Origin of the sequence: Enterobacter sp. JJBC, assembly GCF_036936505.1 — a bacterium.
In the GTDB taxonomy this organism is placed as follows: Bacteria; Pseudomonadota; Gammaproteobacteria; order Enterobacterales; family Enterobacteriaceae; genus Enterobacter; species Enterobacter hormaechei_C.
On the sequence record NZ_CP136935.1, the window covers coordinates 78,116 to 102,793 of the forward strand.

Genomic DNA, 24,678 nt, shown 5'->3' on the forward strand with positions numbered 1-24,678 from the left:
AACTTTAGACTTATTATTGCCTGGCAAATGCACATAATTTTAACAATGGCGTAATAATAATATGAAGTATCTCATTGATCTTACAATGCTTTATGAAGTCGACACCGGTATGATCATGATTAATGGAGAGGAAGAGTCATCCATTAAGTTATCTAACCAGGCGGGTCGTCTGCTTTATGAACTTATCATCAATAATGGTAAAACTCTCGACAGAGACGACCTGATAAAGAAGGTCTGGGAGGATCATGGTTTCTCTGGTTCTTCGGTGAGTCTGAATGTTGCCATAAGTGAAATCAGAAAAGCATTTCGTACATTAGGATGCGACCCTTTACTGATAAAAACGATACGTGGCAAGGGATTTAGCCTTGCCGCGCATATTGAACACCACACGGTCAGGCCGCCGGTTGTTTCAACGCTTAGTGAACAATCTGCCTCTGAATCATTCGATACGCTAGCGCATAAGAAAGATGCCGATCCGCCTAAACAATTAATATCGCTGCACAGACTCTTTATTTCTCTCTGCACCTTATTACTGATTACCGTTATCGGCACCGCTGTTTTACTGTTGCACCAAAGGGATTCCTATGCCGAGAGCCTGAAAGATTCTGATATGCATCTGCTCGGTAAAGTGGACCGGTGTACGGTATACCTGATCGATAAGAATATGTATCAGCCGCGACAGCACTACTTTAATCACGTAAAAGAGGTCATCGCCAGTCAACATATCGACTGTCAACATCAGGTTGCAGATGCTTACTATTCCAGGTTTAAAAAGTCGCAGATAGAAAATTATTTCCTGGCCATCTGTTATCAGCAGGACAGTATCGACGATTATAAGAACTGTATTTCTTACAGAAGCCTGACCGGGAGTTAAAATATGTCAAGGACTAAAATGAGTGTACTGTTCAGTATCGTACTGGCGCTGTCTGTCATCGCGTTGTTATGGATCTATTTTACCAGAACGCAGGATGAGGGGTTTGGCTGCCAGTCAGATACCATTTCCTGGAAAACCTATTCCACGGGTGAGTCAACCGATATGTCGCTAACCACGCTTTTCCTGTTTAACAACAAAGATGTTGTGACGGTTATTCATAAAGGCGTGCTCAAGAAAGAGGGCAAAAGCTACCTGATTGACCGAAATTACACGCTCAGCGTGGAAAAAGTCGATGGAAGCAATATCTTTTATATTAAGGATAAAAAGCTGAATAAGTCTGAAGATGATGCGGCGCCGGATGGCGTTGTAAACGAAATGTTACTTGATAATATCAACTTCTTCTATATTACCAGCGTAAAAAAACATGCGTGGTTAATTAAGGGGCTGGTGTTGCCTGTAATGATGTGTGTGGCTGTCCCGACGTCCTGATATTTCTCTTTATTAAAAAATCGATATTTATCTATTACTCGGGAAAGTGAGTAATTTACTCAATACGTAACAATAAGATACGAGAAATTTATTTATATTTTTATTGTTGCTCTCCGTCGAGTGAATTTTTCTGTATTGCCTCGTTATTTTGCGGCTGTCTATACTCCGCCTCGAAAAAGGGGCTCCCCTTTTTATACACGTGGATTCTTTTTTGAAGGACTAAATAAATGAACAAACTGAACGCTATCGTTCTGGGCTCCCTGCTGTCTGTTTCTGCCCTGAGCGCAGTTAATGCAGCAGAAACGACGGCTTCTGCCACATGGCAGGCAACCGCGACCAAAGACAGCGAATCCGATCTGGTTGTTACGCCAACGCGTGCTCTGAACTTTGTTTACAGCGCCAACACCAAATCTTTCAACACCGACACCGGTCTGTTTGATGTGGCTATCCGTGGCGATCACTCTACGGCGACCAGCTTCAAACTCGAAGCTATCCTCGACGATTCAAACAACACGCTGTTCAGCGTGGGTGGTGAAGCGACCAAGCTGAAAGTGGGTGCGCGTTGGGGCGGTAACGACCTGGGCTCTATCGGTGGCACCGTGGGGGCGAAATCAACCGCATGGACCACGCTGGTTGATTCCTCTTCTAACACCGGCGTCTCTTCTGGCCTGTGGAACCTGACCACCAGCGCAGGCGCGGCGGCAGATACCGAAATTACCGGCCAGGACAAATTTGTCTTCTACGTTGACTCCGCTCAGGACAACGCCGGTACGGCGAAAGAGTTCAAAGACCTGACCAACAGCCTGTGGGAAGGGACCGTGTCTGTTGCGTTCCGCGCAACCTGGGGCTAAGGCCTGATCGATCCAGGGGCGCAAGCCCCTGTTTAGGGAAATAGCATGTTTAACCTCAAATCCGCCTTCTTATTTTTATTATTTATCTCTTCCTCCGCGCTGGCCATTAATGTGGGAAAAGTCACCACCATTATTTCTGCGGATGCTGACTCCACCGCCAAGGAAATAAAAAACGAAGCAGACAGCGTGCGCATTGTTTCTGTTCGCGCACAGCGGATCAGCAGCCCAATGGATGAAGGGATCGTCATCAATCCGGAGAAAGTGGACGAACTGTTGCTGACGCCCACGCGCATGGTGATGCCCGCCGGTACCAGCAATATCGTCAAATTTTACTATCACGGGAACGCCGATAACAAAGAGCGTTACTACCGCATTACCTTCACGAATGAAGGGGTAAGCGAAGAGGTGGACAGCGGTTCGCCAAAAAACGGCACCGGGATGACGCGCGCGGTGGTGAGCACCATTCTGGTGGTTCAGCCCCGGGATAAGAAGATTGATTTCGTCTATGTGGCGGGAAAAATAACCAATAAAGGGAACACCTCGTTTCGCGTCAATGCGACCGGGACCTGCCTGAAGCCGAATCCGGAATCCCCCGGCACGCCGTGTAGCAAAAACTTCTACCTGATGCCAGAGACCTCGCGCGCTATCGAGGATATCAACGTTACGGATAACCATTTTCATCTCGGAATATGGGACCTGAAACAGTTCATTCCTGTTAAGTAAGGATGCATGGTGAAAAATAAATTAGTGTTGCCGGTGATGATGGCTTGCGCATCCGGCACGCTGCCCGCGCTTGCGCATGCAGCCTCAAGCTCCGTGGTTATCGCTAATTACCGTTTTCCCGACTCGCTTTATGCACTGCTGGAGCAGGGGATCAAAATTCCCGTCTATCTGGTGAATACGCGTCCACACTCAGCACAACAAGGGAACCACGAAGGCACGGCGAGCGAATATGTTCGTATCGGTGACGTGACGCTCTTTGCAAAAGATCTGAAGCTGGGGCTGAGGGACGTTCAGGTCCAGGAGTCTGATAACGGCATTCGTCTGTCAAAAGAGATGAGAACGTTATTGCAGAGCATTAACGATAAGCAGTTTGATGACCAGATGCGCATTCCGGTAAGTACGGGGTCCGCGTTCGAGCTGGATCAGAAAAAAATGCGCCTGTTGCTGAATCTGTCGCAGAGCGACTACGGGGTGAATATTCGCCCGCGTGAGGTGGATATTGATGCGCCGGAGTCTGACGACCTGAGCGGCACGTTCTCCTACAACCTCGGGGCGTATCACACCGAGAGCGGCTACGGTGACAGCTGGTCGTCGGGCTATCTGAACGCGAGAAACTGGATCTCAATGGGCGTCGATCATGTGCTGATCGACGGCTCTGGCTACGTCAACGAGAGCAGCAGCGATACCCAGATGAATGCGGTTATGTGGGAGCGCGACTATCAGGGGATGCGCTACGCCGCAGGCATGCTGAACGGCTGGGCGATGCAGTCTCTGGCGAGCGTCAGCGGGATTTCCGGCGGTGAAGTCTACGGCGTTTCCATGGGCAACCAGGCCAACTCCCGCAAACGCGATAACACGCTCTCTCTGACGCCGGTGGTGGTCTATTTCCCCACGGCGGGCGAGGCCCGTATTCGTCGTGACGGGCAGCTTATCGGCATTCAGCGCTTTGACGTCGGCAACCATGAAATTGACACCAGCAGCCTGCCCTACGGGATCTACAGCATCGAAGTTGAGGTGGTGAGCGGAAGCCGCACCGTGTCGCGTAACATGTACACCGTAAATAAGCCGTTCTCCAGCAACGTGTCGGAAACGCTGCGCTGGCAGATGTGGGGCGGGATGTATAGCCGCGATAAATCCGTCGTCAATTATAAAAAATACGCGAAACGCAAAAACGAGCAGGACAACACCTACTACTACGATTACGACACCAAACATAAAGACACCATGTCGCTGGTGGGAGCCTCGTTCAGCAAGCGCAGCGGGATGGTCGACTGGAACGCCTCCACCTACATGATGCGGGAACACATCGTCAGCGAGCTGTGGGCCTCCCTGAACCTGACGGGCTATTTCTCGGTGAATACCCAGACCATGGCCGCCTCCGACGGAACCTATCGCGCCAACTATGGGGCGAATCTCAGCCTGCCGTGGCAGATCGGCTCGGTGTGGTACTCCCATGAACAGCTCTCCAGTGGCAAGTTCCTCGATATCTATGAGAGCAAGGGCAATACCTGGGGCGCCTCCTTTAGCCTGCCGTCGTTCGGTCTGCCCTCGGCGGGCAACCTGAGCCTGATGCGCCAGGAGGACGACCTCTATCGCTATAAACGCTATCAGCTGGACTACTCCCAGGGGTTATACGCCGGTCGCTACGGTACGGCGCGCCTGCGGGTGGGAATGTCGCGCAACAAATACGACGGGTATTACGAAGAGAAAGATCGTTACGTGATGCTCGATTTCGCTATACCGCTCGGCAATACCGTGTCGGTTGGCGTTTCCCACAATCGCGATACCGGCACGGCGCTGAACGTCAGCGCCAGCCGCCAGTTTGAAGGCGATTACCTGAAATCGGCTACCGCCAACGTCTCGAAAGCCTTTAACAGCCGCCAGGATCGCAGCGTAAGCGGCGGCGGCAGCGTGAACTTCGACACGCCGTGGAACAGCAACATCCTCAGCGTCCAGAGCGGCATGAGTAAAGGCTGGAACTCCACGCTGACCAGTGACGGCAGCGTGGGCTGGTCCAAAGAGGCCATCGCCGCCGGGAAAGGCACCGAAAGCGCAGGGGTGATTGTCAGTACCGGTCTCAAATCTGATGAAGCGCTGACCCTGAAGCTTAACGGCCGGGCAGAACGCATCAAAGGGGATAAGACCTGGCTGTCGCTGCCGGCATACCAGGCTTATGACCTGGAAGTGATGAACAGTGAAACCGGTACGGAAAGCTATGAGATTGGCGCGAATGCGCGTCGCCATATCACGGTTTATCCGGGCAATACCGTGGTGATGAAGCCGCAGGTGAAGAAAATCGTCACTCTGTTTGGTCGTCTTGTGGATGCAAACGGGGCCCCGATTGGCGCCATGCAGATCAAAAACCACGTCGGGCTGACCCGGACGGAAAACGACGGACGCTTCGTGATCGACGTTGATAAGAACAACCCTGTCCTGAGTATCGCCACGCCGGACGACAGCGTCTGCGAAGTGCGCCTGGACATCGAGTCTAACCGCGGTGCGCTGTGGCTTGGGGACATCTCCTGCGACAAAGGCGATTTCGTCTGGCAGGAAGCAAAAGGAACGCAGGAACGTGACGATGAAAAAGATATTCGCTCTTAATTTACTGCTGATGAGCGCGGCGGCCCAGGCGCAGGAGCTGCCCTATTTCGCCATTAATAACCCGGACAATAACGGTACGGGAAACAGCGCGGGGCTGTTTAGTCTGAACAGCATGTCGACCGCGTTTTTACACGGTTCGCGCGAGTGGCCGACCCTGAGTGCGAAAACGAATAACGGTATCGCCACTTACATCCCGGACAACAGCTTCAACGGCCCGGCAGGCAGCGCGTTAACTATCGACTTTTCGGTGACCGGTTCCAGCGCTTCTCCGTTCTTTAAAGGGACGGCGTGTTCCTCGTCCTGCGGCAACACGGGGTACACCCCGACGACCAGCTATACCGACACGTCGATGGTGGTTAAGCCGCCGGTGATGGAGCCCGGCACGTCATACGGGCGCTGGGTACTGGGCGATCCGTTCTTTAACTATTTGCTCAACGCCGCGCCAGGGGATGAAGTGACCATCACCTCCACGCCGCAAATCAGCTCCATCAACAAAGTGACCACCACCAATACGCTTCACAAGGTGGGCACGCTGACCATGACCAACTCCAGAGCGCTTAACCTGGGTATTGACCCGATCAGCGGCGAGGTGACGATTGTCGATGGATCAACGGGGGCCACCTGCACCAAGTACACCCGTAACACGGTCTCTGGCGTCCTGTGCGACCTGCTCGAATACACATTTGTTGGGGAAGATATCTCCGGTTACAACGGAGGGCTGGCGCTCACCTCTTCCCGCGTCAACAGCGTGCTGCAATCGCACATGAGCGGCGGCACCGGGCTTGCCGCCGAGCTGACCTTCGATGAAAACACCTGGTACAGTATCTCCGGCGGTATCCTGAGCGATACGCGTGTCCTGGCGAACACCTTCCTTGCAGCGCCGCAGAAAAACGGCGGCAAAGCGTACCTTAAAATCTTTTTGCCGAAAGCGTTAATTCTGAGCGTGGCGCAGGCGGGGGACGGCAGCAACATTGGCAATATCGTCAGCCTGTGTCTGACGCCCGGCAACAGCTCGCTGGCGGCGGATTTCTGCTTCCAGCCGGGGGGCGGCCTGGTGATTAACCCTATCGAACCCGGGCTGGAAATTGTGCCAGACAACCCGGATTACACCCTCGATCCTGACGGTCTGGGCGGCTCAGGGAAAGGCATTATCGGCGAAGCGCCCATTGAGATCCCCTACACCATCACCTACAGCGGGGCGCAAAAAGATGCGGCGATTGCGGTCACGGTAAAAGTCACCGGGCCTACCCAAAGCCTGAATGGGGTGGACTACTGCGCCTTTAGCGGCAACGGCTTTACGGTTCCCATTCCGGGCAACGTGCTGGTGGGGAAAAGCCAGACGCTGATGGCGCACAACTGTAAAGGCGAAGTACTGTCGATCCCGGCGCCGGCCACCCATGCGGAAGAGTGGGACAAAATGAGTTCCGGCGTGACCGATATGTGGCTCTGGAAAACACCGCTGATCCTCCAGTTCGTTATGGATAATCCGGTATCGAAAACCACCTATGACGGAAATAGCTGGTTTGGTGAAGTGACCGCGCAGGGAAGAATAGATGTTAGCGCATCCTGGAATTAATCAACCATGACTGGAAAATTCCTGGCTATTTTTGCAATAAATTGCTTCATTTCCACAGGGGCAAATGCTTTAATTATCGAAAGTCTGAATATTGATTTTCTTCCCGAAAGAGAAGTTGTTTTTCAGCCGATAAAAAACGATACCAGCGAGCGTCAGAATTATACCGTGTCGCTTATTCAGGTAGACGTTCCTAAAGAGAAGGGAAAAGAAACCGAAATAAAAGACGGCGAAGTCATGTATTCGCCTAAGCAATTAACGCTGGGGAGCGGTGAACGCGCGGGTTTTAAATTTTATTATACCGGCCCGCATGACAACAAAGAGCGATACTATCGCGTAAAATTCACCGAGACGCCGCTCCAGGCAAAGGTTATCACGCGCAAAGGCCAGCGCATCCAGTCGGATGTGGTGGTCTCGCTTGAGGCTATTTTGATTGTCCGACCATGGACACGACATTTTGATTATGCGTTTAGCAACGGGGTGGTGAGTAATACCGGGAATACCTATTTTAAATATGTTTCCTCGGTCGGGTGCAGTACGCAATACAACAATTCAAAATATATTCCACCGGGGCAACGGCTGGAAATAGATAATGCCGGGCAGGCTGCAAGGCGGATGATTATTTATGGCAATAAAATCATTCCGCTGACCACCTGCCCGTAGCAACCGCTTTCCTTCATAAAAGGAAATTAGCCTTTAGCATCATGCTAAAGATCCATCACTACAGGAGATAAAAATGAAAGCGATTTCATTCGTAGAAGCGAAAGACATTATTGGCGGCGCGTTAAACCCGTTCGCTGGTCTGGTTAAAGGTGCACAGCTGGGTTACGACACTGGCGCCAGCATCATGGGCATGGTTGGCGGTGTGGTTGGCGGAGTTCTGGGTGGCGCAATGGGCTTCCTGGGCGCGCTGGTTGGTAGCTACAACTAATTCACGTTAACAGGAAAAGTATCATGCAAGTTATCGATTTCAAAAAAGCACAGGCCATCATCGGTGGTTGGGATCCGTTTGCTGCCGCTATTCAGGGCGCAAGTGCGGGCTATAACGCGGGCAGCCAGATGTTAGGCGCGCTGGGCGGCACCATCGGCGGCGTATTCGGCCTGGTGGGCGGCTTCATCGGCGGTTTCTTCAGCGCCTAAGCGAGAAGCACGTTGTACGCATGGCCCGCATTGCCGGGCCATTTTTTTATTTCAGCCACGGATCATTATGTTTTCGCTCTTTCAGTATAAAAAACAGGGTAAGACCCCTGTTATTCGCCAGCATGAATTTACCGAATGTGGACTGGCCTGCCTGGCGATGGTGTTGGGGCACTACGACCACCATGTCTCCGTCAGCCAGCTGCGCCGGGAGATTTCCGTTTCCGCCGATGCGGGAACCTCAATGGCGGAATTGATGACCCTTGCCAGCGATAAAAATATGTCTGGCCGGGTGCTTAAAGGCGAAATCACTGAAATAGAAACGTCTGAGCTGCCGCTCATCGCCTTCTGGCGCGGCAACCATTTCGTGGTCATCGTGAAGATCGACAGCCGCAGCGTGACCGTTCACGACCCGGCCAGCGGCGTGCGTCGTTACCGTCTGAAAGAGGCGGAAAAACTCTTTTCCGGCTATGTGCTTGAGCTTAAGCCCACGCCGTGCTTCGAAAAGAAATCCCCGGATGAAAAGCTCACGCTTGGCCGTTTAGCCAATAAATCTCCGAGCCTGTTCCAGCGCCAGCTGCTGCTGTTTGTGCTCTGTATTTTTACTCTCATCACCATGCTGGCAAGCCCCACCTACGTGCAGCTGATTATGGATGAGGCCATTTCCCGCAGCGACAGCGATCTGGTGATCCTGCTCACCGCGATCTTCGCTATCGTCTTTATCTTTGAAGTCATCGGTAAATTCCTCAAGCAGCTGCTTGAGATCCTGATGCGTAACATTGCCTATGACGATTTAAGCCAGTCCGTGCGCCACTACATGCTGCGCACCCAGACCAGCTGGTTCCGCTCGCGCCCGCCGGGCATCGTGCTGGCTATTGAGAAATCGCTCCACGCCTGCGCGGAGTTCATCAGCAATGGTTACGTGCAAATTCTCTTTTCCAGCCTGATCGCCGTCACCAGCCTGCTGTTTATGCTGCTGTATAACGTCAAAATTGCGCTGCTGACAATGCTGCTGATGGGCGTGTTTTTTCTGATCCGCTTTTCGCTGATCGGCCCCTATCAACGCGCGGTGGATGACTCCATCGAGCGCACCGCCCAGTATGAGTCCCTGCTAGTGGAGACGCAGAAAGGGATCATAACGCTCAAAGCGAACAACATGGAGCAGGCCCGGGATGCGGTGATGGACAAATCCCAGCGCGAACACATCGCCGGGCTGATGCGTAAAGAGCGGCTACTGGCCCGCTTTGACGTGGCTTCGCTGCTGGTGATCAATGCCGAGCAGCTGCTGGTGGTCTGCTTTGGCGCGTGGCTGATCCTGGAAGGGCAAATGAGCATCGGGATGCTTTACGCCTATATCAGCTATAAGCGCTATTTTTCCGATGCCATGGTGCAGGTGGCGCAGAAGCTGCTGGACAAAAATGCCCTCAAGGGGCCGCTGGATCGCGTGGGCGACCTGCTGTTTGCCCCCTCTGAAACCAGCCAGTTTGGGAAGCGGATTGTCACCTCGCCGGTCTGTCTGCAATTTGAGGATGTCTCATTTGCCTATCCTGGCCGGGAGGCCACGCTACAGCATATCAACATGACCCTGAAGCAGGGCGAAGAGGCGGTGATTGTGGGCCAGAGCGGGTCGGGAAAAACCACGCTGCTGCGTCTGATCTCCGGCATGCTGCTGGCATCGTCTGGCACGCTGCGGATCAATAAGATCCCCATTGAGGAGTGCGATCTTTCCTCGCTGCGTCAGCACATCCGCATCGTCCATGCGGACGATATTCTCTTCACCGGCTCGATTCTGGACAACATCGCCTGCTTTGACAGCGCACCGGATAAAGAGCAGGTCATTGCCGCGTGTCGGCTGGCGGAGGTGGATCACGTCGTCGCCCGGCTGCCGCACGGCTACGAAACGGAGATGCTGCCGGGGAACACCTTTTTCTCTGCCGGGGAGATGCAGCGTCTGGTTCTGGCGCGCGCCCTGTACAGCCAGCCTAAGCTTCTGCTCTGTGACGAAGTGACGGCGAACCTGGATAAAACGACCGCGCAGAAAGTGCTGGCGAACCTGCGTAGCCTGGGGATTGGCCTGGTGTTTGTCACCCACTCGCCGGACGTGGTGGGCTGTCAGGGGCGTCTCTATACCATGGAAAACGGCACCCTGCGGGAGAGTGAGCAATGATGCTTTTGCCGCGTCTCTATGCGCGACTCTGCGCGCGCCAGGCCGGGCGCACGCTGCTGGCAAACCGGATCACGCAAAACTACAGCCAGTTTATGCGCTGCCCGGAGGCCGATGTTCCGGCTGATTTTCTGCATCAGAATGCGCATGAGCTGAGCGGGTTTAACTTCGTGGAGCAGATCTTCCCGCCCGCGCTTTGGGCGCGCAACGTTAGTTTTGATCTGCACGGGTACGTGGCGCAGTGGACGCGGGAGCAGGCATTTTACAGTTCATCTCGCACCCTGCTACTGGGCATGCGCTGGGCGGGCTTTGGTCTGATCGTGGATGCGCTGCTCGCCACCGCGCCAGCCGATGTGCGCTTTCAGTTTATTACCCGTCACCCTGCGCTGCATAAGCTGATGGCCGCGCACGAAGGCCGACGCGCCAGCTCGTTTTTCGCCCCTCACCGCCTGGTGACGGTGCTGCTGATGGACGAACGCCTGCCGGATGCGCCGCTGTTCTCCACCCAGGCAGGGGATCAAAAGGCGTGGTTAACGGACGTCTCAACGCGGTTTTTATCGCGCTATGGCTACAGCGTCCGAACGCTGCTGCCGATCTGTTCGCTGCACGCGGCGGAGTTTGGGCTGGAGAGTCAGGCGTATGCGCCGGAGGATTACCGTCAGGCCGCCGCCGACACGCTGAACGCGCTGCGCAAAACCCCCACGCTCTGGAGTGCATGGGATGATCTTTCAGTGATTTATCATGGATGACATATCGTGAAATTAAAAAACCGAAGCGGACAGCGGCGGGCTCTGATCCCGCATCACTTCTCAAAAAGCTATCACATCAACGCGCCACGGCTGAAAGCCGTGCTGACCTTGTTCATCGCCTTTTTTCTCTGCCTGCTGGTCTTTGCGATTGTCTTTAATTTTTCGGAAACCACGCTGGCACGCGGGGTGTTGATCCCGGCGCAGGGCGATGTGGAAGTCCGCGCCAGAGAGTCCGGTACCCTTGTCGATTTTGCCGTCCGGCCCGGTCAGTACGTGAAGGAAAACGATCCGCTGTTCACCGTGTCGCAGGACTATGGCGGCAAGCAGGGCTCGGTGGTGCAGTTTGACCGCCAGCAGATGGAAGCGGAGAAGAAGCGCAGCGAGCAGCGCATTCAGGCCATTGAGGACTCGATTGCGTCGTATCGCAAAAATCTGGCGCAGCAGCTGGCTCTCACCGACAAGCAGATCGCCGTTTCCCGCGATAAGGTGAAGAAGCTGCGCGCGCTGTTAAAAAACAGCACCGACACCTACGAGGCGTGGAAATCCGTCTCCGGGAAGGGCTATGTCTCCAGAGTGGATCTCGATAAAAGCCACAATGATGTGCTCAATGCGCAGCTCAACCTGACGCTGGAGGAGAGCACTATTCTTGAGCTTGAGGCACGCAAAACCAGCCTGACCGACAGCACCCAGTCGCAAATTGACTCTCTGAGCGAAGAGCAGCTGTATGTGAAAAACCGCATCAGCGAAATCGATCGCAACCTGTCCAGCCGGGGAAGTTCCACCATGGCGATGCTGGCCCCTTCCGATGGTTACGTGGTGGCGATTAACTTCCCGCCTGGCCGGGCCATTACGCAAAATAGCGAGGTGGTGGTGGTGATCCGTAAAAATACCGCGGCGACGATGGAGGGGTACCTGTATGTTCCGGCAACGGGGGTGGGGCGCGTGGCGAAAGGCGATAAGGTTAAGCTGCGCTTCGACTCCTGGCCCGTGGACAAATACGGTTCGGTGGAGGCGACGCTGTCCGATTTCTATGAGGTAAACATTGATGCCCATTCGGCGCTGATCCCGCTCCAGGAAGGGCAGAACTACTACCTGGCTAAAGTGCGCGTCCCCTCCTGGTTTACCGACCCGGACAAGAAAAAGCGCATGCTGATGGGCGGGATGACGGTGAACGCCGATATCGTTATCGATCGTAAGCCGCTTATCAATCTGCTGATTGCCCCGCTGGAAAGGGTGCGCAAGCGGTTTATCGATTGACCCGATTTCATCGATCATCGCCCTTTGGCCCACATTCTTAACGGCACCCTGGGGCTATTCTCCTTCTCATACCAACCGGAGGATAGCCCATGAACATTACGCAAATTCGCAATGCCACCCAACTGATCACTTACGCGGGAAAACGCTTTTTAATCGATCCAATGCTGGCGCCAAAAGGCACTTATCCGGGTTTTCCCGGCACGGCGCGGGCTGATATTCGCAACCCGATGGTCGAGCTTCCCGTTGACGTTCAAACGCTTCTGGATGCTGACGCGGTGATCGTCACCCATACCCATGCCGATCACTGGGATCAGTACGCCGTTGAGCTGATCGCCAAAGGCAAGCCGATCTACGTGCAAAATGATAGCGATGCCGCGCTGCTGCGCAGCCAGGGATTTACCAACCTGACGATCATGACCGGGGAAACAACATACGGCGATATCCGGATAGTGAAAACCCACGGCGGCCAGCACGGTACTGACCGCGCTTACGCCGTGCCGGAGCTGGCAGAGTTTCTGGGGGAAGCCTGCGGCGTGGTGTTCCGTCATCCCGATGAGAAGACGCTTTATATCGCAGGGGATACCATCTGGCGCGATGCGGTGGCGGCCGATCTGCAAAAGCACCAGCCGGATATCGTCGTGCTCAACGCCGGTTACGCTCATGTCATTGGGTTTGGGCCGATTATCATGGGGGAAGAAGATCTGCTTAACGTGCATTTCCTGCTGCCGCAGGCGAAAATCGTGGCGACCCATATGGAAGCTATCAACCACTGCCTGCTGACCCGCCGCGCGCTGCGCGAGTATGTTGACGCCAACGAGATAAGTGACGCGGTGAGCATTCCTCAGGACGGCGAAACCGTTATATTCTGACTGTTAAGGGGGATAGGAGAGACAGATGCCGCTTATTAACGTTGCCATTGTCGCGGTGGACGGGTTTAGCCCGTTCCACTACTCCGTCCCCTGCATTCTGTTTGGCGATACGGTATCCGGGGAAAAGCGCTTTAACGTTACGATCTGCGCTGAAAAACCGGGATTCCTGACCTCGAAAGACGGTTTTGCCCTGCATGCGACGCAGGATTTTTCTGCAATCGCATCGGCTGAAATTGTAGTTGTACCCTACTGGCAGCACGTGCTGGAGCGCCCGCCTCAGACGCTGCTCGACAGCCTGGTTCAGGCCAGAGACAACGGGGCGGAAATTGTTGGGCTGTGTCTGGGATCGTTTGTACTGGGCTATGCGGGCATACTCAGCGGCAAACGGGCCGCCACCCACTGGGAGTTTGAACACCAGTTTCAGACGCTGTTTCCGGACGTTCGACTGGACATCAACGCGCTCTACGTGGACGACGGCAATGTGATCACCTCGGCAGGTACCGCCGCCGCGCTCGACTGCTGTTTGTATATCATCCGCCAGCGCTTTGGCAGCGTTGTCGCCAATCAGATTGCCCGCCGGATGATCGTCCCGCCGCACCGCGAGGGCGGGCAGGCGCAGTTTATTGCGCAACCTGTGCCGAAAGATACCCGCGACGGGCGGATTAACTGTCTCATTGACTACCTTCAGCAGCACATTTCCGAGCCGCATAACCTGGATTCGCTGGCGGACGTGGTGTCGATGAGCCGACGCACGCTGACCCGCCATTTTATCAAGGCGACGGGCATGAGCGTTGCCGACTGGCTTACCGCCGAGCGCCTGCGGCGCAGCCAGATCCTGCTGGAGTCCGGCAGTCTGCCAATCGAAAGCGTCGCTGAGCAGGTGGGGTTTTTATCAGCGGTGACGTATCGGCAGCAGTTTAAGGCGCGCTTTGGTGTCAGTCCGGCGGAGTGGCGTAAGACGTTTCGCGTTAAGCCGTATGCAGCGAAAAATAATGCTGGCGCGATGGAATAAAAAGACGTGGGCGGCTTCTTTGCCTTTAAAGCTGGCGGCAATGGATATGCATCAGACGGGTTACAAGCACTTCTCTTCCGGTTAAGATAATCCACGTTACTTTCCAGAAGAAAAGGTAGTGGCATGAACAATATTGAAACGCAGTTACTTGAATCAGGTTTCACCGTAAAAGAATTAGCGTATCTGAACCGAAACATTAGCCGTTATGGTTCATCCCTGCTCGAGGTAGTGCTTGAGTTAGGTAAGCGATTTATCATGGTTCTGTGTATTACTGCGACTGTGGCCCTGATTTTCCTGGCGCTTCTTTTTTTCGCTGAACATTATAATATTGTTTCCGGTGGCATTTCTCTTTTCATCGTATTGATTATTGCCTGGTTTTTTCAACCCCCGATCATTACCTACAAAGCCTGGCGCTTCAGAAAGAAATACATTAGTTCTGTCCAGACGCATTAGAAATTAAATCAAACGAGACTTTTGCAGAGACACCCCAGCCGACAATTTTCATAGTGAGCGCTGCGCGATTCATTCCGTCGACTTTGCGGTAGAAATCCAGCGGGAGATAACGAAACAGACGCCATGATTCGGGTTTCCGGATGGCGCCAAATACCGTATAGACGCTTGCTGCCAGGCTTACGCTATTGAATACCCCAAGTGCTGATTCACGTTTAAATCCCATAAACTGAGCGATATCCATGACGCCATCTGCCAGCATACCTTCGGAGTTTGGTTGATGTTGAAGCGTTCTGTTAATTTCTTTTGAAATGGCATTTGCACCATCCATAACCAGAATCGCTCCTGCAAGCGCACCCACTGGATTCATTGTCATCATTGCACCAACACCTGCAACAATCTGTAACCCTGAAAGCACAACCTTAATCGATGAGATAACGTAACCGACGACTTTGTTATTTTCTTTAACCAGTTCAATCTGAGCAAAAAGCTGAGCTGTACGGGAGCGAAGCATTCTGCTTTGCTCAAGAAGACTTTCGTTCTCAGCCCGGATGTTTTTCAGGCATTCCATGCACTCCTCATCACTTCTGGCTGCCCGGGTAGCACTAAATTGTTGCATCACAAACTGCCGAATATCATCCATAAATTTAATCCGTGCGAGTCCGTCGCTGAGATGTTGCCCTCCGACAATATTCGCAGTATTGATGAGCTTGCGGGCTTCAAGATTTATCATTGTTTCAGCCCATGCGCGGGCGTTCTGACCAGGGAAAAGTACAATATCCATTTTAATTTTCTCATCTGATAACCAACGTTTACAGATTATCCTGACATCAGAAACTGGCAACAATAAATTGGATAATCTGTCGCGAGCGCAGAATTCGCCGAAGGTATATACCGACGGAAATCATCTTCGTCGTTGATGGCGACCTTGAAAGTGGTGACAGCATAAAAGAAGTGCATTACCCCAGCCGCTCCATCCGTGTCTCCCCCTCCGCCATCGACAGCTGATACAGCGAAAACGATCGGTGCTTCTCAATCAAATGCGCCAGCTCCGGCGAGTGGCTGGTGAGCCAGATCTGCGAATAGCGGCTGGCCTCGGCAATGAGGCTTGCCAGGGCGGGCAGCATCTGCGGATGCAGGCTGTTTTCCGGTTCGTTGAGGGCGATAAATGCGGGAGGGCGCGGGCTTAACAGCGCCACCGCCAGGCATAAAAAACGCAGCGTGCCGTCGGAGAACTCTGCCGGTTCCAGCGGTCTGCTCAGCCCCTCGCGCTGCATCATCATGCGGAAGCGCCCGCCGGTGTTGTCGCTGTAAAACACGCAGCCGGGGAAGGCCTGGTCGAGAATGCGCATCAGCAGCAGCTCGTCGCCAATTTCGACAATGGTCTGAAACGCGGCGGCCAGGTTCGCGCCGTCGCTGGCCAGCACCGGGGAGCGGAAACCCACCTGCGGCGCGCGGATCGCCGAGCCGGATGAAACGGAAAACTCATGATAAAAGCGCCAGTTACGCAGGGACTCACGCATCTGCGACACTTCGGGGTAGAGGTGCGGTTCACCGAGCTGACCGAACACTGACTCGTTCTCATACAGCGTACCGCTGTGGGTCACTTTTTCGTGATGTACGTTGTTCAGGAATACGGCCTGGTTCTTACGCTTCATCAGCTGTGACGACGGACGACGGTGCTGGCCGCTCAGCCAGATAGATTCCTCTTTGATCACCGGATCGAGCTGAAACTGTGAGGGGTAGGGCAGCTTTTCCACAAACCCGACCTGAAGCTCATATTCATAGGTTTCCGTTTCCACCGCCAGGTTCATGCGCCGCAGCTGGTCGCTGCGGGTTTTGCCCGCCCAGAACACTTTCAAAATGCCCCCCTCGTTTGCCAGCGCCTGGGAGAATTGCCCCTGCGCCGCGCTGTGCATCAGGTAAATCGCCTTATAAATATTGGATTTTCCGGTGCCGTTGGGGCCGAACACGATATTGAGCTGTTCCAGCTCAAGCGACATATCGCGAATTGAGCGGTAGTTTTGAATATGCAGATTTTTGATCATCGGGTTACTCCGCTGTGCACGCTTAACCTGTACAGAATTACAGTGTTTTACGCTGAGCGCAAAAAAAAGACGACAGTGAGGGTGTCGTCTAAACGGGGTACAGCTTTGGGCCTCTGTGGGTCAATGGGGCCTTCGCTTCTTTCTTATCAGGTAACGGCCAGACGCAGACCCAAATCATCAGGATAGGGATCAAAGTAGTTTTGCGTCATCAGATACCGGTCAGGGTATTCAGCCAGATAATGCTTAAGCAGCGTCAGCGGCGCGAGGATCGGCAGCAGTCCGTCCCGGTAATGCAGGATCACATCACGCAGTTCTCCGCGCTGGCGGCTGTTCAGCTGGTTACGGAAATAGCCCTGAATGTGCATCAGCACGTTAGTGTGATTCTTCCGCGAAGCAGGTTTTTTCAGGATGGTCATCAGTTTGTCGCGATAGGCCACGAAATACGCGTCCAGATCGTCCCACTCGTGCAGTGATGCCACGAACGGGCCAATTTCACGGTAGCCTGCCTGATGGTGCGCCAGAAGCTGAAGCTTATAGCGGCTGTGAAAGTCCAGCAGAGCACGGCGCGTCAGGCCATTTTTACGCATTACGTTCAGTTCGTGGAGGGCAAAAACGCGCTCAACAAAGTTTTCCCGCAGTACCGGATCGTGCAGGCGACCGTCTTCTTCGACGGGCAGCCAGGGGAAAGTTTCAAGGAGGGCGGCGGTGAACAGCCCGACACCCTCCTTGCGGCCCCGGTTGCCGTTTTCGTCGTACAGCCGCACGCGCTCCATGCCGCAGCTGGGGGATTTTGCACAGACGATAAACCCCGACAGATCGCCGATTTTCGGCAGATAATTTGCCGTAAATGCGGCCATCTTCTGCGTGACGTCATCGTGGGGCGCTTTGCTGAACCGCATTTCTGTCTCGCCGTCGGTGGTCATCACCAGGCGCAGCGCCGGACGAGGCGTGGGCAGGCCGATAGCCATTTCAGGGCATACCGGGCGGAAAGCGACCCACTGCGCCAGCTCATCCATCACAAAGCCCATACGCTTATGCCCGCCGTCAAAGCGAACGGCGGAACCGGTCAAACATCCGCTAATACCCAGCACAGGTTTTGTTGTCATGGTGTGCACCTCCCGATCTCATATCTAAAAGTTACACAACAATGCGAGTTTGTCCAAGTATTGGCGAGATTATTTTTTAATCGTCTTTAAAATCAAGAGCAATCAGCTGCCCTTGTAGGTTGAGTAACCGTACTGGCTGAGCAGAAGAGGGATGTGCAGTTTTTCATTGATGCGGGTGACGGTGAACAGCACCGGCACTTCCGGGAAGAAGGAGTCCAGCTTTTTGCCGTGGAAGTAATCGGCGGTTTTGAAGGTCACTTTATACACGCCAGGTGCCATATCCTGATCCTGCGGATAAAGCGATTTAATGCGCCCGTCGTGGTCGGTTTTACCGCTGGCAATCGGGGTCCACTTGTCCTGCTCCTGCTTCTCCAGCGTAACGGTCACATCCGCTGGCGGCATACCGGTTTGCTGGTCCAGAACGTGGACGCTCAGGGTGCCTGCCGGGGCGCTGAATGTGGCAGGCGCGAAAGCCATGGCAGCCAGCATCATCAGAGGGAGTGTCTTTTTCATCGTGTTTTCCTGTTGAGTTGTCGGTGACAGGAAAACGTTAGCACTCGCTGCGCGAAAAAATATTCAACTTTTCGTGAAGATTGCCACAGCAGAAAATAATCAGAGGATAATTACCTCAAGGGAAACCTGCTGCTGCCACTGCGCAACCTGCTTTTTCCGCGCGGCGGTGAGTTTGCCGCTGGTGACCAGCAGCCATTTGCGATCCGGGAAAATTTCCGGGGCCAGCGCGGCAGGGGGAACCGGCAGGATGTCGATGCGGTGGCCCTGGCCGGTGCGCGTTAACGCTTCGAGCCAGATTTCACACGGGTCGTTGAGGTACCAGCCGCTGATGAGAACGTTATCGCCCGGCGCTTTTTTATCGCCCTCAAGGCAAAACGAGGTATAGGCGATGAGGATGCCGTCGAGGATCTCACGCAGCGTCATGGCGGCGGCGACGTTGGCCGATATCTGGCTGCGCAACGGACGCAGCACGTTAGTGACCAGCTCTGGCCTTGGGTATTCGCGTCCGGCGTCGTAAATCATCTGACGCAGGGATTCAATTTTCCCCTCCTGCAACTTTTGCATCATGGCCTGTTGCAGGGTTTGCCAGTTATTGGCGCGGCGCGGCGCAGGGCGTTCCAGCAGTGATTTAACCTGACCGATGGGTACGCCTTTTTTTACCCAGTCGAGGATTTTCAGCGCCTGCTGAACGTCCTCATCGCTGTACAGGCGGTGACCGCCGTCCGTACGCTCGGGTTTGAGCAAGCCATAGCGTCGCTGCCACGCCCGCAGCGTGGTGGCGGTGATGCCGCTGAGTCTGGCGAATTCGCCGATGGAGTAAGCCATGTCTGCATCCGAAGAGAAGGAGTTGTCTCAATATACTACGAATATTCTCCGACGGGATGAAGCGCCGCACGGGTGCGCTACACTTAACTTCCAACCGCGTAAATGAAAGGAGTTCTCATGAGGCTATGGCCTGTAGTTACCGGTGTCGCCATTGCGCTGACTCTGGTTGCCTGTAAATCTCCCACGCCGCCGAAAGGCGTGCAGCCCATTACCGGCTTTGATGCCAGCCGCTATCTCGGCAAATGGTATGAAGTCGCCCGACTGGAAAACCGCTTTGAGCGCGGTCTGGAACAGGTCACCGCGACGTACGGCAAGCGCAGCGATGGCGGTATCAGCGTACTGAACCGCGGCTATGATCCGGTGAAGAACAAATGGAATGAGAGCGAAGGAAAGGCGTACTTTACCGGCGAACCGACTACGGCTGCGCTGAAGGTATCGTTCTTCGGCCCGTTCTACGGCGGATATAACGTGATCAAGCTGGACGATAAGTACCAGTACGCGCTGGTCAGCGGCCCGAACCGTGACTACCTGTGGATTTTATCGCGCACCCCGACCATTCCGGATGCGGTAAAACAGGACTACCTGAACACCGCACGCGGTCTGGGCTTCCGGGTCGATCAGCTGGTGTGGGTGAAGCACTAACCTACTGATACGAAAAGGTGATGCTTGCCAGGGCATTGGCCGAGCCGGGGACCAGGTCTCCGGTTCGGATGTACTGCGCCTGGAACGGCAGGGATAGCGTTTGTGCTGCGCTGGTGGTCTGGATGAAAAACTGTCCCGTCGTGCCTGCGGCCGAGCTGTCTGGCCCCATCATCAGCGGCCCGGTACCGTTATAGAAAAACTGTACGCCAATGCCGGAGGCCGTGGAGTCCCCGGTCAGCGTCACGACCGACGAGGTATTTGACGGTGTGGTCTGATCGGTCATCACTGCGTTAACCGCCACGTTCTCATCGCAGGTCAGGCTGACGTTAAACTCCCCCGACGGCGAGGTGCTGCCTACGCTGGGCAGCGTGTGAACATCAATGGTGCCCAGGTCGACGTTGGCGCTTTTTGTGCCTACCGTGCAGCCGCTTGCCGTCACCGTGATGGTGGTGGGGTTGATGATCACCTGCGCGGTTTTCACTTCGTTGTTATAGGCCGTCAGGATCGCCGCGTTAATGGTCGGGGTCTGGTATACGCCGGATTTCAGCGGAACGCCGGTCTTGATAAACGTCACTTTTGCCGACCAGCCCAGTGCGGTGGCGTAACCGTTAGTCCCATCGGCCGGATAGCTCTGCGTAATGCCCGTCTGCATCGGCACATAGGTGGTGCCGTTATAATCTTTGAGCCCAAGAATGAAGCCGATGCCGGGCACGCCCGTTTCAAATACCATGTAATTTGCGCCATCAAGAATAACCGTGATGCCGGTGGCGGTTATACTGCTGCTCGGCTCCAGCGTCCCTTTGGAGCAGGTAAATACCAGGCCGCACCAGAACACTTCCGAGACGCTCGCAGTGGCGCTCCATTCAGAGCCGATCGTCTTTCCAGGCACGATGGAGTCTGCCGGGCCGGACCATGACATGGGCGTTGGCGAAAGGGTGATATCCGATGTCCAGGAGAGGGCAAGCGCCTGAGAGGACATGAAAAACAGGGCTAAAAACAGTAAACGCATTATTGATACTCCGTCGTCCAGGTCGCCACTGCCGAAACGTCTCCGGCATTGACCGGCGCACCCGTGGCGGCCAGTCGCGCATAGAAGGTCATTTTTACGCTGTCATCCCCCGCCGCGCCGTAAGCAGCGGTTTGGGTGTCCAGCGGGATAAGTACGCTGTCTTTATCCAGTATCTGCACTGCCACGCCGGTCGCGCCGCCGTCAGCGACTTTCAGAAGCTGCGGGTTTTCGTCATCCGGCGTACCGCTGAAGCGGATTTTCACGCCAGCAAAGGTGGGGCCGCACGCTTCAAGGGTGAGCGTGAAGGGCGTTTTGATATTGCTGACTGCCCCCGCCTCGCTAAATTGCTTCACGCCGAGGGTGCCCAGCGGCACGTTTTGCTCCTTCGAATCTTCCGAGACAATGCAGGTATTGCCGATCACGTTGCCGGTCACGGAAACCAGCACGTCATAGCCGCGCGCGGGGACGGTGATGACCATCAGCAGGATCAGGGGGAGGAAACGGACGGTTACTGACATATGGCCTCCTGGGAATAAAGCCCGGTGCGGTCGTGATAATTCTGCGGGTTCAACGCATAGCGGATCGTGCAGCGCTGGGCGCTGTCGCGTCCCCATACGGCATGCAAGGTTCCCTGCGCTGACAGGCCGGTCAGATACACGCTGCCGCCGTCGCCGACGATACCGCTGGCTTTGTCATCCTCTGACGAGACCAGCGTGCCGAAGGGGAGCACGTCTTTAGCGTGACGTACGATAAACATCGCTTTTGCTCCCTGACGCGTGGTGAGGGTGGCGCGAACCAGTGCCCCGTCGGTGGGAATTTTATTGGCGATGGCGTTCTCAAGTTCCACGTCATTGCCCACGGTGGTGACATCCAGCGCAACCTGATTAACGCGATACGGCGTGGCGTACGGGATCACCGCATAGCCCCGGCTGTCGGTTTTGATGCCCTTGTGGTTGAGCACGGCGACATGGCTGGCGCCCGGGGCTTTCACCAGAATATTGGTGTTCCCGAGCGGCTGGCTCAGCGTCAGACCATCCTCATGCAGCACCGCTCCGCCGCTCATCCCGTAGCTGAGGTTGCGGGAGTCACCGGCGTAGCTGTAGCCCAGGTTATAGTCTCCCCACGCGCCCTCGTATTGCAGCGCGGCATCGCCGCCGTAGTGCTGCTGCGCGCTGTAGCGCTGGTTGACGCTATAGAAAAGATTCTCCTGCCCCAGCAGATAACCACTGACACCGGTACTGGCGGTGGTGCCAGCGGGATCCGCATGGGTAGCGGTAAAACGGAGACGGGTCGACAGCGCCGGATTACCCAGCGGCACCGACAGGGACAACGCGAGGATATTGTCTTTCTTGTTGTCGTACAGGCCAGAGCTACGCTGGGCGCTGATGCCAAGCGACAGGTTACGAAACGTCGCGTTCCACGCGAACTGCAAACTTTGCGTGGTTTTTGACGTATTCCAGTAGGTTTGTTGATCCCAGGACAGCGACAGCGCGCCGTATTCGCCCATCGGCTGCGACAACAGCAGCTGATTTTTTGCCTTACGCGACATATGCAGGTTGTAAACCGTGTCGTAGTGAGTGGTGACGGTGCCATCGTCTTCCACGGTCTGTTCTGGCGCTCCGCCCGCCATGCCTTTGTAAGTGGTATCGCTGAGAGTATAAAACCCTGCCGTTGAGTAACGCAGCGAGAAGAAATTGACTCGCGTACCGATATCGTTCAGCAGCTTGCTGTACCGCAGGCGCACCGAATCACCGGTGTAGTGCTGGTTATCAGCCAGCTGGCTGCGGGCATGGGTGAGGTCGAGAGAGTAGGCGCCAAAGCGGCCGAGATTCTGCCCGATCCCGAAGGCCAGGCCGGTGTAGCGATCGGAAAACTGCGCCCCGCCATAAAACGTGAGGCCGTATCGCCAGCCCAGGAACAGCTCGCCCTGCGCGAAGGAGGGCGAGATCTGATTGCCCGCAGGGCGGTATTTCCCCGCACCCAGAGCATATTTGACCTGACCGTTACGCACCAGATTCGGCACGCTGGCAAAGGGCAGGGTGTATTGCGTCTGGCTACCGTCGCTCTCCTGAATGGTGACCGCGAGGTCGCCGCCGGAAGAGGTCGGATAGAGATCTTTCAGCACAAACGCCCCCGGCGGAACGGAGGTTTGATAGATGACGTTACCGTTCTGGCGAACCGTCACCGTGGCATTGCTGCGCGCGATGCCGCGCACTTCAGGCGCGTAACCGCTCAGGCTGGCGGGCAACATATTGTCATCGGTCTTCAGGGCAATCCCACGCAGGCCAACGGCGTCAAACACCTGCGAGGAGGTGAACGTTTCACCGGCATAAACCTGGGCACGCAGGGCGCGGATATCCCGCTGTAGCCAGGTCTGGACGTGGGTGAGCTCGTTACTCTCTTTGGTCCACGTGGTGAAATCACGCAGCCGCCATGCGCCCAGGTTGGCGCCGCTGTTCAGGCTCACAAACAGCTGTTGTTCCCGCGTGCGCGTCTCGCCCCGGTAGTCATTATTCGCGCCATTGACCACATAGTTCAGCCACGCGGCAGGGATGCCGGACTCCCAGCTCTCCGGGCTGACGTATCCGCGCGGCAGAGCGCGCATCGCGCTTTGCGGTACGGTGAAGTTGAGGGTAAGCGTCCTCTGGTCAAAATCAAACCGGGTATCGGCGAATGACTGGGTTAAAAAAATGCAGCGCTGCGCAGGCGGCAGCTCACCCCCTTTAGCCTGACGGCTGTCGATGCCAAGTGCGGCGAATTGTGCAGGCGTAAGGCACGGCAGGGCTTCACCAGCGGTGCTTTCAGCGACGCGAAACGTGACGTTACCTGTGAACGCGAACTGGGTGTTGATATACACGTTAAGATTGTACTCGCCCGGCGGCAACGCGCTCCCGGCGTTGACCCAGGCGAGATCGGCGCTGTTGGCGCGCTCGCCGTTGAGAAACGCAGGATTAAATTGCAGCTCGCTTTCGGCAGCCACGGCTTGCCGAATCACCAGGGCGATCGCCGTGGCGCACAGGATTTTAATTTTCATGTGGTCACGCCTTACTGTTTTTATTATTGGGACAATGACGTGCGGGTGACGGGCGTCCAGGCCCCATAATCGTTAATCGTCTGGTAGCTCATGCTGCTCGCATGGCTGAAGGTGTCTGCCAGCGTCACGCTGGCTTTCGGCGGTACCATGACGGGCGATACCGGCCTGCCATCAATTTTCACGTTAATGGTGGTGAGGTAATACGGCGTTGGGTTGGTCAGCGTGACCTTGCCCGCGCGGTAGGCGCCGGCAAGGTTTTTCCATGCCTCCCCTGCACCTTCCCTGAGCCGCTCCGGGCGATAAAAGACCTTGATGCGGTTGGCAGAGGCGAATTGCAGCGAATTGCCGGAACCGTTTTTAACCTGCTGTGGGATAGCTTTGACCGTCATCCAGTACAGCGTCTCGCGATCGGCTGGCAGGGCGTCACCGCTGAACATGATTTTCACCGCGCTTTCGCTGGCGGGCTTCATGACGTACAGCGGCGGCGTGATGACGAAGTCGTTGGTACGGCTCCCTTTCTCGTCTTCCATCCATGACTGGATCAGGAACGTGGCATCAGGGTGGGTATTTCTTACCTGCATCATCGTCTGCGTAGCCGCGCCGGTGTAGACCAGCCGCGTTGCGCCTAATCCCACGCCGCCTGCGTACACGGCGGATGAACATAACGTGCCAGCCAGACAAATCCATGTGTTTACGCGCATTGTGCGTCTCCTGAAAGCTGAGTCAGACCCGGCCAGCAGACCGGGCCTGAA

At 55.2% G+C, this 24,678-nt stretch carries 25 protein-coding genes; 16 read left to right on the forward strand and 9 right to left on the reverse strand.

The features are described from left to right. The first annotated feature begins 61 nt into the window (after positions 1 to 61). The 15 genes from RY075_RS00380 to RY075_RS00450 all read left to right on the forward strand — a co-directional run bounded on the left by RY075_RS00380 (position 62) and on the right by RY075_RS00450 (position 14,752). The gene (locus RY075_RS00380) at positions 62 to 874 is read left to right on the forward strand and encodes a winged helix-turn-helix domain-containing protein (RefSeq protein ID WP_022650116.1); all 813 of its coding nucleotides are present in this window, start codon (positions 62 to 64) and stop codon (positions 872 to 874) included. A gap of 18 nt (positions 875 to 892) precedes the next feature. Continuing rightward, a complete protein-coding gene (locus tag RY075_RS00385; protein WP_003860998.1) occupies positions 893 to 1,363 on the forward strand; it encodes a hypothetical protein in 471 nt (156 codons plus the stop codon). Positions 1,364 to 1,590: 227 nt separating this feature from the next. Next, positions 1,591 to 2,214 (forward strand): common pilus major fimbrillin subunit EcpA, encoded by a 624-nt coding sequence (locus tag RY075_RS00390; RefSeq protein ID WP_003860995.1) that lies wholly within the window; start codon positions 1,591 to 1,593, stop codon positions 2,212 to 2,214. Positions 2,215 to 2,259: 45 nt separating this feature from the next. After that, a complete protein-coding gene (locus RY075_RS00395) occupies positions 2,260 to 2,937 on the forward strand; it encodes a pilus assembly protein (RefSeq protein ID WP_338627977.1) in 678 nt (225 codons plus the stop codon). A gap of 6 nt (positions 2,938 to 2,943) precedes the next feature. Next, positions 2,944 to 5,538 carry a CS1-pili formation C-terminal domain-containing protein gene (locus RY075_RS00400; protein ID WP_032627988.1) on the forward strand — a complete coding sequence of 865 codons (2,595 nt, stop codon included), beginning with the start codon at positions 2,944 to 2,946 and terminating at the stop codon, positions 5,536 to 5,538. After that, positions 5,516 to 7,114, forward strand: a complete 1,599-nt coding sequence (locus tag RY075_RS00405; protein WP_338627978.1) for a receptor — start codon at positions 5,516 to 5,518, stop codon at positions 7,112 to 7,114. The genes RY075_RS00400 and RY075_RS00405 overlap by 23 nt, the downstream gene beginning before the upstream one ends. A gap of 6 nt (positions 7,115 to 7,120) precedes the next feature. Next, on the forward strand, positions 7,121 to 7,774 hold the full coding sequence (locus RY075_RS00410; RefSeq protein WP_006812468.1) for a hypothetical protein: 654 nt from the start codon (positions 7,121 to 7,123) through the stop codon (positions 7,772 to 7,774). A 73-nt stretch (positions 7,775 to 7,847) separates the two neighbouring features. Continuing rightward, positions 7,848 to 8,042, forward strand: coding sequence for a hypothetical protein (locus RY075_RS00415; RefSeq protein ID WP_022646586.1), 195 nt, complete (start codon positions 7,848 to 7,850; stop codon positions 8,040 to 8,042). A 23-nt stretch (positions 8,043 to 8,065) separates the two neighbouring features. After that, a complete protein-coding gene (locus RY075_RS00420) occupies positions 8,066 to 8,251 on the forward strand; it encodes a hypothetical protein (protein WP_001196016.1) in 186 nt (61 codons plus the stop codon). Positions 8,252 to 8,318: 67 nt separating this feature from the next. Beyond that, positions 8,319 to 10,415 carry a peptidase domain-containing ABC transporter gene (locus tag RY075_RS00425; protein WP_017383654.1) on the forward strand — a complete coding sequence of 699 codons (2,097 nt, stop codon included), beginning with the start codon at positions 8,319 to 8,321 and terminating at the stop codon, positions 10,413 to 10,415. Next, positions 10,412 to 11,161, forward strand: coding sequence for a hypothetical protein (locus tag RY075_RS00430; protein ID WP_003860969.1), 750 nt, complete (start codon positions 10,412 to 10,414; stop codon positions 11,159 to 11,161). Before RY075_RS00425 ends, RY075_RS00430 begins: the two co-directional genes overlap by 4 nt. A gap of 6 nt (positions 11,162 to 11,167) precedes the next feature. Beyond that, positions 11,168 to 12,418, forward strand: coding sequence for an HlyD family efflux transporter periplasmic adaptor subunit (locus RY075_RS00435; RefSeq protein WP_022650120.1), 1,251 nt, complete (start codon positions 11,168 to 11,170; stop codon positions 12,416 to 12,418). 89 nt (positions 12,419 to 12,507) lie between these two features. Next, positions 12,508 to 13,287, forward strand: coding sequence for an MBL fold metallo-hydrolase (locus RY075_RS00440; RefSeq protein WP_022650121.1), 780 nt, complete (start codon positions 12,508 to 12,510; stop codon positions 13,285 to 13,287). Between the two features lie 25 nt (positions 13,288 to 13,312). Continuing rightward, on the forward strand, positions 13,313 to 14,299 hold the full coding sequence (locus tag RY075_RS00445) for a helix-turn-helix domain-containing protein (RefSeq protein WP_050870995.1): 987 nt from the start codon (positions 13,313 to 13,315) through the stop codon (positions 14,297 to 14,299). 123 nt (positions 14,300 to 14,422) lie between these two features. Next, the gene (locus RY075_RS00450) at positions 14,423 to 14,752 is read left to right on the forward strand and encodes a hypothetical protein (RefSeq protein WP_023315117.1); all 330 of its coding nucleotides are present in this window, start codon (positions 14,423 to 14,425) and stop codon (positions 14,750 to 14,752) included. Here RY075_RS00450 and RY075_RS00455 read toward each other — a convergent pair. The 5 genes from RY075_RS00455 to RY075_RS00475 form a co-directional block, all read right to left on the reverse strand. After that, the gene (locus RY075_RS00455) at positions 14,730 to 15,533 is read right to left on the reverse strand and encodes a DUF4225 domain-containing protein (RefSeq protein ID WP_022646593.1); all 804 of its coding nucleotides are present in this window, start codon (positions 15,531 to 15,533) and stop codon (positions 14,730 to 14,732) included. The genes RY075_RS00450 and RY075_RS00455 overlap by 23 nt on opposite strands. Positions 15,534 to 15,708: 175 nt before the next feature. Beyond that, on the reverse strand, positions 15,709 to 16,797 hold the full coding sequence (locus RY075_RS00460) for an AAA family ATPase (protein ID WP_006812462.1): 1,089 nt from the start codon (positions 16,795 to 16,797) through the stop codon (positions 15,709 to 15,711). Positions 16,798 to 16,943: 146 nt separating this feature from the next. Next, positions 16,944 to 17,903 carry a DUF523 and DUF1722 domain-containing protein gene (locus RY075_RS00465; RefSeq protein WP_325773921.1) on the reverse strand — a complete coding sequence of 320 codons (960 nt, stop codon included), beginning with the start codon at positions 17,901 to 17,903 and terminating at the stop codon, positions 16,944 to 16,946. A gap of 102 nt (positions 17,904 to 18,005) precedes the next feature. Then, positions 18,006 to 18,416: a hydroxyisourate hydrolase gene (uraH, locus tag RY075_RS00470; RefSeq protein ID WP_338627979.1), complete on the reverse strand. Its 411-nt coding sequence runs from the start codon at positions 18,414 to 18,416 to the stop codon at positions 18,006 to 18,008. Between the two features lie 99 nt (positions 18,417 to 18,515). Continuing rightward, positions 18,516 to 19,241, reverse strand: coding sequence for a MerR family transcriptional regulator (locus tag RY075_RS00475; RefSeq protein WP_022650127.1), 726 nt, complete (start codon positions 19,239 to 19,241; stop codon positions 18,516 to 18,518). A gap of 117 nt (positions 19,242 to 19,358) precedes the next feature. Between RY075_RS00475 and RY075_RS00480 the strand changes: the two genes are divergently transcribed. Next, entirely contained in the window at positions 19,359 to 19,883 is a 525-nt protein-coding gene (locus RY075_RS00480) for a lipocalin family protein (protein WP_003860954.1), read from the forward strand. A 1-nt stretch (position 19,884) separates the two neighbouring features. Here the strand turns inward: RY075_RS00480 and RY075_RS00485 are convergent, their stop codons facing one another. Genes RY075_RS00485 through RY075_RS00500 form a run of 4 tightly spaced genes read right to left on the reverse strand, consistent with a single transcriptional unit; the run spans position 19,885 to position 24,627 of the window. Then, positions 19,885 to 20,892, reverse strand: a complete 1,008-nt coding sequence (locus RY075_RS00485) for a fimbrial protein (protein WP_032608174.1) — start codon at positions 20,890 to 20,892, stop codon at positions 19,885 to 19,887. Continuing rightward, a complete protein-coding gene (locus tag RY075_RS00490) occupies positions 20,892 to 21,410 on the reverse strand; it encodes a fimbrial protein (RefSeq protein ID WP_022650129.1) in 519 nt (172 codons plus the stop codon). Before RY075_RS00490 ends, RY075_RS00485 begins: the two co-directional genes overlap by 1 nt. Continuing rightward, positions 21,401 to 23,926 carry a fimbria/pilus outer membrane usher protein gene (locus RY075_RS00495; RefSeq protein WP_232967474.1) on the reverse strand — a complete coding sequence of 842 codons (2,526 nt, stop codon included), beginning with the start codon at positions 23,924 to 23,926 and terminating at the stop codon, positions 21,401 to 21,403. The genes RY075_RS00490 and RY075_RS00495 overlap by 10 nt, the downstream gene beginning before the upstream one ends. Before the next feature lie 23 nt (positions 23,927 to 23,949). Continuing rightward, positions 23,950 to 24,627, reverse strand: a complete 678-nt coding sequence (locus RY075_RS00500; RefSeq protein WP_045897279.1) for a fimbria/pilus periplasmic chaperone — start codon at positions 24,625 to 24,627, stop codon at positions 23,950 to 23,952. Between the last annotated feature and the right edge of the window lie 51 nt (positions 24,628 to 24,678).

What these genes read in the sequence shown, in the direction of transcription:
- RY075_RS00380 (WP_022650116.1), top strand. Translation starts at nt 62, where the DNA reads ATGAAGTATCTCATTGATCTTACAATGCTTTATGAAGTCGACACCGGT.
- RY075_RS00385 (WP_003860998.1), top strand. Translation starts at nt 893, where the DNA reads ATGAGTGTACTGTTCAGTATCGTACTGGCGCTGTCTGTCATCGCGTTG.
- RY075_RS00390 (WP_003860995.1), top strand. Translation starts at nt 1,591, where the DNA reads ATGAACAAACTGAACGCTATCGTTCTGGGCTCCCTGCTGTCTGTTTCT.
- RY075_RS00395 (WP_338627977.1), top strand. Translation starts at nt 2,260, where the DNA reads ATGTTTAACCTCAAATCCGCCTTCTTATTTTTATTATTTATCTCTTCC.
- RY075_RS00400 (WP_032627988.1), top strand. Translation starts at nt 2,944, where the DNA reads ATGGTGAAAAATAAATTAGTGTTGCCGGTGATGATGGCTTGCGCATCC.
- RY075_RS00405 (WP_338627978.1), top strand. Translation starts at nt 5,516, where the DNA reads ATGAAAAAGATATTCGCTCTTAATTTACTGCTGATGAGCGCGGCGGCC.
- RY075_RS00410 (WP_006812468.1), top strand. Translation starts at nt 7,121, where the DNA reads ATGACTGGAAAATTCCTGGCTATTTTTGCAATAAATTGCTTCATTTCC.
- RY075_RS00415 (WP_022646586.1), top strand. Translation starts at nt 7,848, where the DNA reads ATGAAAGCGATTTCATTCGTAGAAGCGAAAGACATTATTGGCGGCGCG.
- RY075_RS00420 (WP_001196016.1), top strand. Translation starts at nt 8,066, where the DNA reads ATGCAAGTTATCGATTTCAAAAAAGCACAGGCCATCATCGGTGGTTGG.
- RY075_RS00425 (WP_017383654.1), top strand. Translation starts at nt 8,319, where the DNA reads ATGTTTTCGCTCTTTCAGTATAAAAAACAGGGTAAGACCCCTGTTATT.
- RY075_RS00430 (WP_003860969.1), top strand. Translation starts at nt 10,412, where the DNA reads ATGATGCTTTTGCCGCGTCTCTATGCGCGACTCTGCGCGCGCCAGGCC.
- RY075_RS00440 (WP_022650121.1), top strand. Translation starts at nt 12,508, where the DNA reads ATGAACATTACGCAAATTCGCAATGCCACCCAACTGATCACTTACGCG.
- RY075_RS00445 (WP_050870995.1), top strand. Translation starts at nt 13,313, where the DNA reads ATGCCGCTTATTAACGTTGCCATTGTCGCGGTGGACGGGTTTAGCCCG.
- RY075_RS00450 (WP_023315117.1), top strand. Translation starts at nt 14,423, where the DNA reads ATGAACAATATTGAAACGCAGTTACTTGAATCAGGTTTCACCGTAAAA.
- RY075_RS00455 (WP_022646593.1), bottom strand. Translation starts at nt 15,533, where the DNA reads ATGGATATTGTACTTTTCCCTGGTCAGAACGCCCGCGCATGGGCTGAA.
- RY075_RS00460 (WP_006812462.1), bottom strand. Translation starts at nt 16,797, where the DNA reads ATGATCAAAAATCTGCATATTCAAAACTACCGCTCAATTCGCGATATG.
- RY075_RS00465 (WP_325773921.1), bottom strand. Translation starts at nt 17,903, where the DNA reads ATGACAACAAAACCTGTGCTGGGTATTAGCGGATGTTTGACCGGTTCC.
- uraH (WP_338627979.1), bottom strand. Translation starts at nt 18,416, where the DNA reads ATGAAAAAGACACTCCCTCTGATGATGCTGGCTGCCATGGCTTTCGCG.
- RY075_RS00475 (WP_022650127.1), bottom strand. Translation starts at nt 19,241, where the DNA reads ATGGCTTACTCCATCGGCGAATTCGCCAGACTCAGCGGCATCACCGCC.
- RY075_RS00480 (WP_003860954.1), top strand. Translation starts at nt 19,359, where the DNA reads ATGAGGCTATGGCCTGTAGTTACCGGTGTCGCCATTGCGCTGACTCTG.
- RY075_RS00485 (WP_032608174.1), bottom strand. Translation starts at nt 20,892, where the DNA reads ATGCGTTTACTGTTTTTAGCCCTGTTTTTCATGTCCTCTCAGGCGCTT.
- RY075_RS00490 (WP_022650129.1), bottom strand. Translation starts at nt 21,410, where the DNA reads ATGTCAGTAACCGTCCGTTTCCTCCCCCTGATCCTGCTGATGGTCATC.
- RY075_RS00495 (WP_232967474.1), bottom strand. Translation starts at nt 23,926, where the DNA reads ATGAAAATTAAAATCCTGTGCGCCACGGCGATCGCCCTGGTGATTCGG.
- RY075_RS00500 (WP_045897279.1), bottom strand. Translation starts at nt 24,627, where the DNA reads ATGCGCGTAAACACATGGATTTGTCTGGCTGGCACGTTATGTTCATCC.